This is a genomic window from Pseudomonas sp. S2_B10 (assembly GCF_054668425.1).
The window spans coordinates 1093630-1105864 of sequence record NZ_CP162768.1; the positions used below are offsets into that span (position 1 = coordinate 1093630).

At 60.4% G+C, this 12235-nt stretch carries 15 protein-coding genes; 9 read left to right on the forward strand and 6 right to left on the reverse strand.

What is annotated here, in order from left to right; all coding sequences use genetic code 11:
- Positions 1-144 precede the first annotated feature (144 nt).
- The gene (locus tag AB4O45_RS04725) at positions 145-453 is read left to right on the forward strand and encodes a hypothetical protein (RefSeq protein WP_172834003.1); all 309 of its coding nucleotides are present in this window, start codon (positions 145-147) and stop codon (positions 451-453) included.
- Positions 454-512: 59 nt separating this feature from the next.
- Here AB4O45_RS04725 and AB4O45_RS04730 read toward each other — a convergent pair whose 3' ends face one another.
- A complete protein-coding gene (locus AB4O45_RS04730; RefSeq protein WP_305381221.1) occupies positions 513-1739 on the reverse strand; it encodes a molybdopterin molybdotransferase MoeA in 1227 nt (408 codons plus the stop codon).
- Positions 1723-2262: a molybdenum cofactor biosynthesis protein B gene (gene moaB / locus AB4O45_RS04735; RefSeq protein WP_016770598.1), complete on the reverse strand. Its 540-nt coding sequence runs from the start codon at positions 2260-2262 to the stop codon at positions 1723-1725. Before moaB ends, AB4O45_RS04730 begins: the two co-directional genes overlap by 17 nt.
- A gap of 81 nt (positions 2263-2343) precedes the next feature.
- Here moaB and mobA point away from each other — a divergent pair, with 81 nt between their 5' ends.
- Both mobA and AB4O45_RS04745 read left to right on the forward strand, forming a co-directional pair.
- Positions 2344-2946 (forward strand): molybdenum cofactor guanylyltransferase MobA, encoded by a 603-nt coding sequence (mobA, locus tag AB4O45_RS04740; RefSeq protein ID WP_041478442.1) that lies wholly within the window; start codon positions 2344-2346, stop codon positions 2944-2946.
- A 78-nt stretch (positions 2947-3024) separates the two neighbouring features.
- Positions 3025-3246 carry a YgdI/YgdR family lipoprotein gene (locus AB4O45_RS04745; protein ID WP_016770600.1) on the forward strand — a complete coding sequence of 74 codons (222 nt, stop codon included), beginning with the start codon at positions 3025-3027 and terminating at the stop codon, positions 3244-3246.
- A gap of 82 nt (positions 3247-3328) precedes the next feature.
- Here the strand turns inward: AB4O45_RS04745 and AB4O45_RS04750 are convergent, their stop codons facing one another.
- The 3 genes from AB4O45_RS04750 to AB4O45_RS04760 all read right to left on the reverse strand — a co-directional run bounded on the left by AB4O45_RS04750 (position 3329) and on the right by AB4O45_RS04760 (position 4957).
- A complete protein-coding gene (locus AB4O45_RS04750) occupies positions 3329-4219 on the reverse strand; it encodes a pseudouridine synthase (RefSeq protein ID WP_305381223.1) in 891 nt (296 codons plus the stop codon).
- A 70-nt stretch (positions 4220-4289) separates the two neighbouring features.
- Positions 4290-4607: a hypothetical protein gene (locus AB4O45_RS04755; RefSeq protein ID WP_016770837.1), complete on the reverse strand. Its 318-nt coding sequence runs from the start codon at positions 4605-4607 to the stop codon at positions 4290-4292.
- Positions 4608-4720: 113 nt separating this feature from the next.
- Positions 4721-4957: a glutaredoxin family protein gene (locus AB4O45_RS04760; RefSeq protein ID WP_016770838.1), complete on the reverse strand. Its 237-nt coding sequence runs from the start codon at positions 4955-4957 to the stop codon at positions 4721-4723.
- 198 nt (positions 4958-5155) lie between these two features.
- Here AB4O45_RS04760 and AB4O45_RS04765 point away from each other — a divergent pair, with 198 nt between their 5' ends.
- Entirely contained in the window at positions 5156-6868 is a 1713-nt protein-coding gene (locus tag AB4O45_RS04765; protein ID WP_305381225.1) for a cation:proton antiporter, read from the forward strand.
- Here AB4O45_RS04765 and AB4O45_RS04770 read toward each other — a convergent pair.
- Entirely contained in the window at positions 6865-8073 is a 1209-nt protein-coding gene (locus AB4O45_RS04770; RefSeq protein ID WP_056788513.1) for an ammonium transporter, read from the reverse strand. The genes AB4O45_RS04765 and AB4O45_RS04770 overlap by 4 nt on opposite strands.
- Before the next feature lie 300 nt (positions 8074-8373).
- Between AB4O45_RS04770 and AB4O45_RS04775 the strand changes: the two genes are divergently transcribed.
- The 5 genes from AB4O45_RS04775 to AB4O45_RS04795 all read left to right on the forward strand — a co-directional run bounded on the left by AB4O45_RS04775 (position 8374) and on the right by AB4O45_RS04795 (position 12094).
- Positions 8374-8688, forward strand: a complete 315-nt coding sequence (locus AB4O45_RS04775) for an ElaB/YgaM/YqjD family protein (RefSeq protein WP_016770842.1) — start codon at positions 8374-8376, stop codon at positions 8686-8688.
- Between the two features lie 2 nt (positions 8689-8690).
- The gene (locus AB4O45_RS04780; protein WP_008079909.1) at positions 8691-9077 is read left to right on the forward strand and encodes a phage holin family protein; all 387 of its coding nucleotides are present in this window, start codon (positions 8691-8693) and stop codon (positions 9075-9077) included.
- Positions 9074-9412 (forward strand): hypothetical protein, encoded by a 339-nt coding sequence (locus tag AB4O45_RS04785; protein WP_016770844.1) that lies wholly within the window; start codon positions 9074-9076, stop codon positions 9410-9412. The genes AB4O45_RS04780 and AB4O45_RS04785 overlap by 4 nt, the downstream gene beginning before the upstream one ends.
- 120 nt (positions 9413-9532) lie before the next feature.
- The gene (locus AB4O45_RS04790) at positions 9533-10696 is read left to right on the forward strand and encodes an EAL domain-containing protein (RefSeq protein ID WP_041478435.1); all 1164 of its coding nucleotides are present in this window, start codon (positions 9533-9535) and stop codon (positions 10694-10696) included.
- 69 nt (positions 10697-10765) lie between these two features.
- The gene (locus AB4O45_RS04795) at positions 10766-12094 is read left to right on the forward strand and encodes a deoxyguanosinetriphosphate triphosphohydrolase (protein WP_016770846.1); all 1329 of its coding nucleotides are present in this window, start codon (positions 10766-10768) and stop codon (positions 12092-12094) included.
- Positions 12095-12235: the final 141 nt, after the last annotated feature.

The window sequence follows — 12235 nt, forward strand, 5'->3', positions numbered from 1 at the left end:
TCACCGTGTGCCAGCAGCATCAACCTTCAACCCAATAACACAAGGATGTGCCGGTAATGAACGGATACCCCCCGATTTATTTCCATGAATCGAGCAATGGCAAAACCAGCAAGCGTGCAGTTGATACGATCGGCGAGAACTTCCATGCACAACCATGAAACCAAGGCACCGGTGAGCCCGGTCGCCGCTCTCGCCGAAAGTCGTGCCAGCAAGAAACCAGACTTCTGTAACAGCGCCAAGACCCCTGGAGAGTTTGATATGGAACCCCGAGTCAGCGAGCTGGAGACTCACTTCAAATACATGCGCCGCGATATGGACGAAGTGCTCAATGATGTCCGGACGATCAAACACCGTCTGGCGTATTCGGCGGGTGCCACCGCTGTCATCCTCGGACTGCTGGGATGGGTGGCCAACAGCCGATTCGACCAGTTGGTGACATTGATCAGCAACTGACCGAATCATTCGTTGCACGCGCCGTGCGTATCAGCCGACGCGTGCATGGGCGAGATGGTCTACCCCAGAAGGTCACTGAGGGGAATGAAGCTCACTTCATCACCCTCGCTCAGCGTGCGGCCTTCTCGGACTTCCACCAATCCGTCGGCCCACGCCGCGCTACGCAGCACACCCGAACTTTGGTTGCGGTAAATGATCGCCCGCCCCTGCTCCAAGCGCCCGCGCAGATATTCACGACGGTTGCCGGCCACCGGCCAGACAAAGCCTGCTGGCACTGCAAACTTGAGCGGCTCGACATCTTGCACACCCAGGCGTCGCAACAGATAAGGCCGCGTCAGCAAGGCGAACGTCACCAGCGTAGAGGCGGGATTGCCGGGCAGGCCAATCACCGGCACGTTGCGGAAATGACCGAACGTCAATGGTTTTCCGGGCTTGATCGCCAGTTTCCACAGGTCCAGCTCGCCTTCTTCACGCAAGGCAATGCCGAGGAAATCCGCTTCACCGACCGAGACCCCGCCGGTAGAGAGGACCAGATCGACATTTTGCAGCTCACCCAGCCGCGCCCGCGTCGCGGGCAGATCGTCCAGAAGAATTCCGCCATCGATCACTTCGCAGCCCAGACGCTGCAACCAGCTGCACAGAAGTACGCGATTGCTGTTGTAGATCTGGCCCGGACCCAATGCCTGACCGGGTTCAACCAGCTCGTCCCCAGTGGACAGAACCGCCACCCGCGGCTTGCGCACGACGTTAACCCCGGCACAGCCAAGCGAAGCAGCCAGGCCTTGCTCAATCGGTCCGAGCCGGGTTCCAGCTTGCAGTACCAATTCGCCGACCGTGGTTTCCTGCCCTTGCGGACGAATGTTCTGCCCGGCCTTCAAAGGCTCAAGAAAGCGCACTCGGCCGTCGGCCTGAACTTCGGCATTTTCCTGCATCTCGACACAGTCAGCGCCCGGCGGCAGCGGTGCCCCGGTAAAGATGCGTGCGCAGCTGCCTGGTTCCAACGGCTGCGGAGACTGCCCGGCAAAAACTTTTTGGCTGACCGGCAGCGGCTCGCCCTGCCAATCCGCCAGGTTCAAGGCGTAGCCGTCCATGGCGCTGTTCGGCCACGGCGGCAGATCCAGCGTCGAGATCAGATCTTCAGCCAGCACCCGCCCTTCGACTTGAGACAGCGGCAAGTATTCGCGCTCGACAATGCGCGACGCATCGGCCATGGCCAGCAAACGCTCGAGCGCCGTTTCGACAGGCAGCAGACTGCCGGTCTTGCCCGGCTTACCCACGGGATTCACAAGGCGCCGCCTGCTTCAGGTGGGTGACGAAGTTGCACGGACGATGACGGGCGTCCAGCTGCTCAGCGAGAATGCCGTCCCAGCCGGTGCGCACTGCATTGGTCGAACCCGGCAGGCAGCACACCAGCGTGCCGTTGGCCAGACCAGCCAAGGCCCGGGACTGCACGGTCGAAGTGCCGATATCGGCCACGGAGATCTGGCGGAACAGTTCGCCGAATCCGTCGACCTGTTTGTCGAGCAGGCAAGCCACCGCTTCCGGCGTGCTGTCACGCCCGGTAAAGCCAGTGCCGCCGGTGATCAGCACAACCTGGACCACATCGTCGGCAATCCAATTGGCGACTTGCGCGCGAATTTTGTAGAGATCATCTTTAAGCAAAACACGCTCGGCCAGCGCGTGACCGGCCGCGATCAAGCGATCGACGAAGACCTGGCCGGAGGTATCGGTTTCCAGGGTTCGGGTGTCGCTGACAGTCAGCACCGCAATATTGAGCGGCACGAAAGGTACATCAGCCTTGGCTTTCATAGGCTCTTCCAGTTGTAGGGGAAACAGCCCGGTGTTATATCACAGCGGCTCATTTTTCCGCCGCCCCTCTGGAGAGTCGTCATGCCCTCGAACAACCCGTTGCCACCCTGCTCCGTCCTGCTTCTGGCCGGTGGGCGCGGTCAACGCATGGGCGGTCAGGACAAGGGCCTCATCGAGTGGCTGGGCGAGCCTTTGATCGCGCATCTGCAGCGCAAGGTGCGGCCGTTGACCGACGACCTGATCATCTCTTGCAACCGCAATCGCGAGCGTTATGCCGGGTTTGCCGATCAGTTGGTAATGGATGATGAAGGCGATTTCCCCGGGCCGCTGGCCGGTATTCGTGCTGGACTGAAAGCGGCGCGCCATGCGCATTTGCTGGTGTTGCCATGCGATGTGCCGCGAATCGACACGGCGTTGCTGGAAGCCATGCTGACCACTGCCGATCTGCAACGTGAAAAACCTTTAATGCTGCGCCACGGCGAGCACTGGGAACCGCTGTTGTGCGTGATTCCGGTGGCGCTGTTGCCAGCGTTCGAAGCAGCCTGGAATGCAGGCGAGCGCAGCCCGGGCAGGGTGATGCGCAGTCTCGGCGCCGTCGCATTGCAATGCCCTGACAACGACCCGCGACTGGCCAACCTCAACACCCCCGAATTGTTACATCTGCACAACACTGTGTCAGACTGACACTATCCAAGGAACTCTCACGCCTTGTTTACGTCTCAAGCTCAGTAACCAGAAGATTTCCCATTCGGAGACACACTCATGACTCAACGGACCCTCGCCACTTTCATGCTCGCACTGGGCCTGGCAACCCTCGCCGGTTGCTCCTCGCCGACAGTGATCACCTTGAATGACGGTCGCGAAATCCAGGCCGTCGACACCCCGAAATACGATGATGATTCGGGCTTCTACGAGTTCCAGCAGCTGGACGGCAAAGAGACCCGCATCAACAAGGATCAGGTTCGTACCGTTAAAGAGCTGTAAGGCTCCGCGTCGTTACCGGATACAGAAAAGCCCGCATTGTCATGCGGGCTTTTTCATGGGCGCTCGGAAAGCAGTTTCAGCATTACCACTGCAAGGTGATTCGACTCTCGAACTCCCGCAATTCCCCGGTCACCGGGTCAATGAAGCGCAGGCCCTGCGCAAGCAGCTTCAACGGATTGGCGTAGTCGTCCTCGACATCTTTCAACACAGTCGGATAAAACGGATCGTTGCAAATACTCGCTCCCAGCGACGTCATGTGCACCCGCAACTGATGCTTCTTGCCCGTCACGGGATACAGGCCATAGCGCCACAGATCACCATTTTTCTCACGCACCTCGACCGCCGTTTCGGTATTGCTGGCGCCAGGCCCTTCTTGCATGCGGAAAAACGGCTCGCCATCGACCAACCGGCTCTTGTGCACCAAAGGGAAATTCAGCTCGGGCAGCGCCGGGGCGATCGCTTCATAGCGCTTGTCGATCTGCCGCGTCGGGAACAACGACTGATAGGCCGAGCGGGTTTGCGGGTTGGCCGAGAAGATCACCAAACCTGCCGTGTGCCGGTCGATGCGGTGCAGCGGCACCAGATGCGGATTGTCCAGCCGACGGATCAGCCGGCGCAGCAGGGTTTGTTCGACATATTCCCCGGCCGGGGTGACTGGCAGAAAATGAGGTTTGTCGGCCACTACCAGATGTTCGTCAGCGTAGAGAATCGACTCGAGCACCGGGATCGGCTTCTCGTCCGGCACTTCGCGAAAGTAGTGAATGCGCAGACCTTCCCTGTACGGCAAGTCCAGCGCAATCGGCTGGCCCTGCGCATCCAGCACCCGCCCGCGAGCAATCCGGTCGAGCCACTGTTCGCGGCCGATAGCGCTGAAGTGCTCGCACAGGCAATCGAGTACCGTCAGCCAGGGACCGGGCGGCAAATACAAGGTGCTGGCCTGATTGTGCGCAGCGGAAAATACGGGGCTGGTCATACGAAACAGAAATCCTCAATGCAGGCCGGCATTATCCAACAGTGAGGCAAAGCCACCTAGCGCAGTTTCATCAGGCCGGAATCGATTTGAGGGCCGCCGCTTCGGTGAACTCCTTCAGCCAGCGCAACACATCGACCGCCTCCCAGCGACCCGGATCGTACAAGGCATACAGCAGGCCCTGATAACCGACCACATCCAGTTGCTTGTGATACCCGGCGCGTTGAAACAGGGCTTCGATTTCGGCAAAGCAGGTGTTGAAATGCAGCTTGTTGAACGGCGTCTTGCCTTCCGTGACCAGCCCGTCCAGGCGCAATTCGAGGACGGCCTCGCGCACCACGTCGACCGACATCCGGTTAACGCTGCTCTTCAACTGTTCGACATTGACCACGGTTCATCCCTCTGACTCGATTGCTGTATGGACATACAGTAACCGAAGAAGTCAGCGAGCGCCAACGCAAGGATGTATTGCTGCGACAAGCGGGAGAACGGTAGTAAAGCTCATCATCGTAAAAACGCCGCGATTTCATCGCCACTGAACGGCCAATCCAGCTCCGCGCCAGTGTCAACGCGCCGCAGTACCGGGATGCGCAAGCTGTATTTTTCGAACCACGATTCGTCTTCGGCAATGTCCACCAGTTCAACCAGCAGACCATGCTCGACGAAGGGCATCAGCTCGGCTTCGGCGACTTCACACAGATGACACCCGAGGGTGCCGAACAGCTGACATTCAGGAGGCATGACGGCATTACCGGAAAACAAGTGAGCCCATTCTAGGACGCCACTAAACCCTCGTCGACCCAGCGCCGCTCAAAGGACCCAACGCTCCCGGCGCAAAATCCTGACGCAAATCATTCAGCGCAAATTGCAAATGCGTCATCCTCGCGGACTTTTTGCCTCTACGCTTCAGAGGCCAACGCCCTGACAGCGGAGTGTCCCGTGTTTGCAAATCTGTTGATCATCCTCGCCTCATCCCTGGTGGTGATTGCCCTGTTCCGGCGCCTGCGACTGCCGCCGGTGCTGGGTTACCTGTGCGTGGGATTACTGGTCGGGCCGAACGCATTCGACTGGGTCAACGAGAGCGAACATCTGCCGGATGTCGCCGAGCTGGGCGTGGTGTTTCTGCTGTTTTCGCTAGGCCTGGAGTTCTCCCTGTCGAAGATGATTGCGCTGCGTCAGGTGGTGTTTCGCCTCGGCAGTCAGCAAGTGCTGATCAGCGCAGCGCTGCTCGGCACCCTGTTGATGGGCCTGGGCATGCCGCTGATGCCGGCGCTGTTGCTCGGTGGCGGATTATCGCTGTCATCCACGGCGATCGTGACCAAGGAGCTGGGCAGTCTTGGTGAAGTGTTCAGCAGCCACGGCCAGAACGCGGTCGGCGTGCTGCTGTTTCAGGACGTTGTCGCGGTATTGCTGCTGACACTGGTTCCGGTCTTCGCCGGCACCAGCGAGCAGGCCTGGTATTGGGCCTTGCCGTTGACCCTGGGCAAAACCTTGGTGCTGTTCTTCGGCCTGCTGCTCGCCAGTCGCTGGTTATTGCCACGGCTGTTTCATGAAGTGGCGGCCTCGCGTTCGGCGGAGCTGTTCGTCCTGCTGGCGCTGGTGATCGTGCTGCTGACTGCCTGGCTCACGCACTTGCTGGGGCTGTCGCCTGCACTCGGCGCTTTCCTTGCCGGCATGTTGCTCGGGGAAAGCCATTACCGGCACCAGATCGAAGCTGACATCCGGCCCTTTCGCGACATTCTGCTCGGCGTGTTCTTCGTCAGCATCGGCATGCTCATCGACCTGCAACTGTTCGTCAGTCACAGCCTGTTGATCATCGGCCTGACGCTTGGCCTGATGCTGATCAAGGGCACCGTGGTCGCGCTGCTGGTGAAGTGGCGCGGCAGTGACAGCGAAACCGCGTGGCGCAGCGGTCTGGCCCTGGCCCAGGGCGGGGAGTTCTGTTTTGCCTTGATGGCGCAGATGCAGCAGAACAGTCTGTTGCCGGCCGAGCCGGGGGCGCTGCTGCTCGCGGCGACGTTCTGTTCGATGCTGCTCACGCCACTGCTGTTGCGTGCGGCGCCGCGCATTGCGGCCGTGCTGCACCGCAAGCCCAATCAGGAAGCGCAGATCGAACAGATCAGCGCGCTCAACGCCGACCTCGACCAGCACGTGGTGATCTGCGGCTACGGTCGCGTCGGCCAATCCATCGGCCGCTTCATGGGCAATGCGGGGCAAGCCTATGTTGCGCTGGACAACGATCCGGTGCGGGTGCAGGAAGCCGCATCCGCGGAAAGCGACGTGCATTACGGCGACTCGGCGCGTGGCGATCTGCTTACAGCCGTCGGCCTGTTGCGCGCCAGGCTGCTGGTGATTGCCGTGGATCAAAGTGATGTGGCGTTGCGCATTCTGCGTGAAGCCCGCCGCCTCAACCGACAGGTGCCGATTCTGGTACGCACCCGTGACGACAGCCAATCGGCGGAACTCAGAGCTGCCGGCGCCACCGAGGTGGTGCCGGAGCTTCTGGAGTCGAGCCTGATGCTCGCTTCACACGCGCTGATCATGCTTGGCCTGCCCGCGCACAAAGTGCAGGAGAAGGTCGATCAAGTGCGTATCGATCGCTATCGCCTGCTCCACGGTTTCTATCCCGGAGCCAATGATGAGGAAATCTAGTCCTGACTCACCGCGCCGATCTTGTGCAGCGACAGGTCGGCGCCGTAATACTCTTGTTCCTGACTCAGGCGCAGCCCATGCAATGCCTTGATCGCGCCGTAGACGACGAAGCCGCCGACCAGCGCCACCGCGACGCCAAGCGCAGTGCCGATCAACTGGCTGATCAGGCTGACGCCGCCCAGGCCACCCAGCGCAGACTGACCGAAGATGCCGCAGGCAATCCCGCCCCACACGCCACACAAACCATGCAACGGCCAGACACCCAAGACATCATCGATACGCCATTTGACTTGCGCAGCGGTAAAGCACCAGACAAACAAGGCTCCGGCAATCGCGCCCGTTACCAGCGCACCGACCGGATGCATCAGGTCGGATCCGGCACAAACCGCCACCAATCCCGCCAACGGACCGTTATGCAGAAAGCCCGGGTCATTGCGCCCAACGATCAACGCCGCGACGGTACCGCCGACCATGGCCATCAGCGAGTTGACCGCGACCAGGCCACTGACGCCTTGCAGCGTTTGCGCGCTCATCACGTTGAAGCCGAACCAGCCGACAATCAGGATCCACGAGCCCAGTGCGAGAAACGGAATGCTCGACGGCGCGAACGCGACCAGGCGCCCATCGCGATAGCGACCATTGCGCGGGCCGAGCAGCAGAACAGCGGCCAACGCCAGCCAACCGCCCACGGCATGCACCACCACCGAGCCGGCGAAATCATGGAATGCCGCGCCAAACTGCGCCGCCAGCCAGCCTTGCAAACCGAAGTTGCCGTTCCAGATCAGCCCTTCGAAGAACGGATAGATAAACGCCACGATCAGCGCCGTCGCGCACAACTGCGGGACAAACCGCGCGCGTTCGGCAATGCCGCCGGAAATGATCGCCGGGATCGCGGCAGCGAAGGTCAGCAGAAAGAAAAACTTCACCAGTCCATAGCCATGGTCAGCCGTGAGCACCGCCGCCGGTTGCATGAAGGTGACGCCATAGGAGATCCAATAGCCTATAAAGAAATAGGCCAGGGTCGAGACGGCGAAATCGCTGAGGATTTTCGCCAGCGCGTTGACCTGGTTCTTCTGCCGGACCGTGCCGACCTCCAGAAAGGCGAAACCGGCGTGCATCGCCAGTACCATCACCGCACCGATCAGAATGAACAACGTGTTGGAGCTGTGAACCAGCGTGTCCACAGCGCTTTGCAGATTTTCCATGAGGAGGCAGACCCAAGGCTAAAAGGCACCAAAGCGGTTCATGTGTGCATTTCATGCACCAAATTACGACTCATCAAATATCCAACGGCAGGGTTGATGAACTGATTTGGCGCATATATCGATGTCTGATCACGAACCGCGAGCAAATGAATTAGAGTTTTCTGCTCGGACGCCCGGCAACAGCGCACATACGCCGAGCGGCGCACCACGACACAGCAAAAGTTGTACCAGGCATTTGCACTGAACCTTCGCGCAAGGCTCATACTCGAACGCTTCAAAGCCACCTACGGAGATCCACCCATGGCCAGCATCAAGGCAAAGACTGCTCAAGAAATCCTGATGAACGACTTCCAGACTCTGGTCGCCGACACCGAACGCTTGCTCGAACACACCAAGACCCTCGCGGGTGATCAGGCCGATGAGCTGCGTGCCCAGATTCATGACAGCCTGCTGCGTGCCCGGGAAACCCTGAAGGTGACCGAAGACACCCTGCGTGAGCGCGGTCAGGCGGCCGTAACCGCTACTGAAGACTATGTGTCGGCCAACCCATGGCAGTCGGTGGGCATCGCTGCCGGCGTCGGTTTTCTGATCGGCCTGCTGGCAACTCGGCGCTGATCATGTCGATCGGTGAATCCGGCCCGACTGCGGGCACCGCCTCCTCCACGCGTCGCCTCGGCGCTGCCGTTCTGGGCCTGCTGCACAGTCATGTCGAACTGTTCGGCATCGAACTGCAGGAGCAGAAATCACGCACTGTCAGCCTGCTGCTGTTCGCCGGCCTGGCGCTGGTTTTTGCCCTGCTGTTGCTGGTAGGTCTGTCGACGCTGGTGATGATCATCTTCTGGGACACCTACCGCCTGGCGGCGATCATCGGCCTGTGCGTGTTTTACACGCTGGCGTCGATCTTCTGCGGTCTGCGCCTCAAAGCGGCGATTTTCGATGAGTCCTCGCCTTTCCACGGCACGCTCGAAGAGCTGGCCAATGACCGGGAGCGCCTGCTGCCATGAGCCTGCCTGAACTTCCGCACAACAGCTCGCGCCGGGAAATGCGCAAGGCGCTGATCCGTCTGCGCATGGAAATGCACCGTCAGGAAATCCGCCACGAAACCGCGCAAGTGCTGCAACCGTTGCAGCGCATGCGTGGCATGAAGCAGAACGTGCAGGACGGTTTCGGCATCAAGCATGCGCCGTTGTGGGGCGTGGCGGCGGTGACGCTTCTGGGTTTCCTCACCGGCAAAGGCTCGAAACGCAGCAGTGGTGGCGGTTTGACGCGACTGCTGCGTCTGGGCACGACGCTTGGGCCGCTGATCAGACTGGTCATGCACAGCTCGGGCAAACGCTGAATCGCCCTTCTGGCTACATTCTTGCAGTAGCGCCGGGATGAATCTCCTTATCGGGAGATTCCATCCCGCGTGCCTATCCGGCAAGCGCGGCCAAACCAAAAACGAGATTAAGGACTTGCCGTGATCGACGGGCAACCGCTCGCCTGTTTTCAGCCTTTCATCGATACCGCCACCGGCCGCATTGCAGGCGTCGAAGCATTGGGTCGCCTGCGTCAGAGCGATGGTCAACTGACCTCGGTAGGACCGTTGTTCGCCGATCCGCGCACGCCGGCCACTGCCTTGCGCCGTCTCGACCGGCAAATCCGTGATCACGCCCTCAGCCGCCTGCATGAAGCGCCGGCCGAGTGGTTTCTCAGCCTGAACATGTCGCCACGCTGGATCAGCCGCCTGCGCGCCGATCAAGCGCTGCCAAGTCTCAAACAACTGGCGCGACACGAGGTTGATCCGCAGCGCATCGTATTTGAAATCACCGAACTGGGTGGTAACAGCGAACGCCTGGCCCACGTGGTCGGGCGCTACCGTGACGCAGGGGCGAGAATCGCCATTGATGATTTCGGCGCAGGCTATTCGCAGCTGGATCGGGTCCTGGCCCTGCAACCGGACATTCTCAAGCTCGATATGCGCCTGTTTCAGGCTGCAGCCCTCGGCGGACCGAGCAGCGATGTGGTCAAGGCTCTCGCCCAGATGGCCGAGAAAACCGGCTGCTGGATCATCGCCGAAGGCGTCGAAACCGAAGCGCAGCTGAATTTCGCGCTGGAGTGCGGCTCGCGCTATGTGCAGGGATTTCTCTTCGCCCGAGCACAAGAAGAATTCTTCGCTACCGATGCCTTCGTCGCGCATTTCGCGCAATTGCGGCAACGCTACGTGAAGCAGAAACTCAGCGAGCGCGGGCGGCTGATGCAAATGCGTCAGCAGCTCAGCGAACTGATGGCGATTCTGCAGCAATGGGCGCAGGCCCGCGCCCCGCTCAGTGCGTTGCCGCAATTGCAGGCGTTTCCCTGGCTGCTGCGCTTTTATCAGTGCGACCGCCACGGCACGCAACTGACTCCCAACCTCGAATGGCGCCATGACGGCTGGTTTGCCGATGACCGCTATCTGGGGCACAACTGGTCGTGGCGACCGTATTTCTATCATCTGCTGGCCGAAGGCTGGGAAGAACGCCGCCTGACCCTGTCGAACACCTATCGCGATGCCACCAGCAACCAGTATTGCCTGACTGCGGGGCAGTTTTTCGATAACGGTGAACGCTTGCTGTTGATCGATATCGACGCAGCAGGCCTGTAGTTCCGCTTGCAGGCGCGCAGCCGAACCGGGAAGCTAGGGCGATCAGTCACCAGACGGAGAGATTCAGCCTTGGATTGGCCAACCCTGCTCAACCGCGAACGCCTCGGCAAGCCGCTGCACAGCCCCCAAGAACTCGGCCGCAGCCCTTTTCACAAAGACCATGACCGCATCATTTTCTCCGGGGCCTTCCGCCGCCTCGGGCGCAAGACCCAAGTGCATCCGGTCACCAGCAACGATCACATTCACACGCGCCTGACCCATTCGCTGGAAGTCAGTTGTGTCGGCCGTTCGCTGGGCATGCGTGTCGGTGAAACCTTGCGCAGCGCGCTGCCAGACTGGTGCGACCCGGCCGACCTCGGCATGGTCGTGCAGTCGGCCTGCCTGGCCCATGACATCGGCAATCCGCCATTCGGCCATTCCGGCGAAGACGCGATTCGCCACTGGTTTCAACAAGCCGCCGGACGTGGCTGGCTGGACGGCATGAGCGAGGCCGAGCGTGGTGATTTCCTCAATTTCGAAGGCAATGCTCAAGGCTTTCGCGTGCTGACGCAGCTGGAATATCACCAGTTCGATGGCGGCACGCGCCTGACTTACGCGACGCTGGGCACCTATCTGAAGTACCCGTGGACCGCGCGCCACGCCGACTCCCTCGGCTACAAGAAACACAAATTCGGCTGCTACCAAAGCGAACTGCCGCTGCTCGAACAGATCGCGCACAAACTCGGTCTCCCGCAAATCGAAGACCAGCGCTGGGCACGCCATCCATTGGTGTACTTGATGGAGGCTGCCGATGACATCTGCTATGCGCTGATCGATCTCGAAGACGGTCTGGAAATGGAGCTGCTCGAATACGCCGAAGTCGAGTCACTGCTGCTCGGTCTGGTCGGCGACGATTTGCCGGAAACCTATCGCCAGCTCGGCCCGCAGGATTCCCGGCGGCGCAAACTGGCGATCCTGCGCGGCAAGGCCATCGAGCACCTGACCAACGCGGCAGCGCGAGCATTTGTCGAACAGCAGGATGCCCTGCTCGCCGGCACACTGCACGGCGATCTGGTCGAACACATGCACGGGCCGGCAAAGCGCTGCGTGTTGAACGCCAAGGACATCGCGCGCAAGAAGATCTTCCAGGACAAGCGCAAGACGCTGCATGAGATCGGCGCGTATACCACGCTGGAGATTCTGCTCAATTCGTTCTGCGGTGCCGCGCTGGAGCAGCACAACGGCCGCACGCCGTCGTTCAAGAGCCGGCGTATTCTCGATTTGCTCGGCAACAATGCGCCGGACCCTCAAGGTTCGCTGCACAGTTCGTTTCTGCGCATGATCGATTTCATCGCCGGCATGACCGACAGTTACGCCAGTGACATGGCACTGGAAATGACCGGCCGCTCAAGTCATTGATCGTCCCGCATCAGCCGGCCATTGGTCTGGCCGGCTGATGCCCGGTGAGTTTTCGCCACGAACGTTATACGCGTTCTTTAAACTGGTCAGACTGGATCGCGCTGACCCAGGCAACCAACCAAAACGAACCGCACTTGTTAA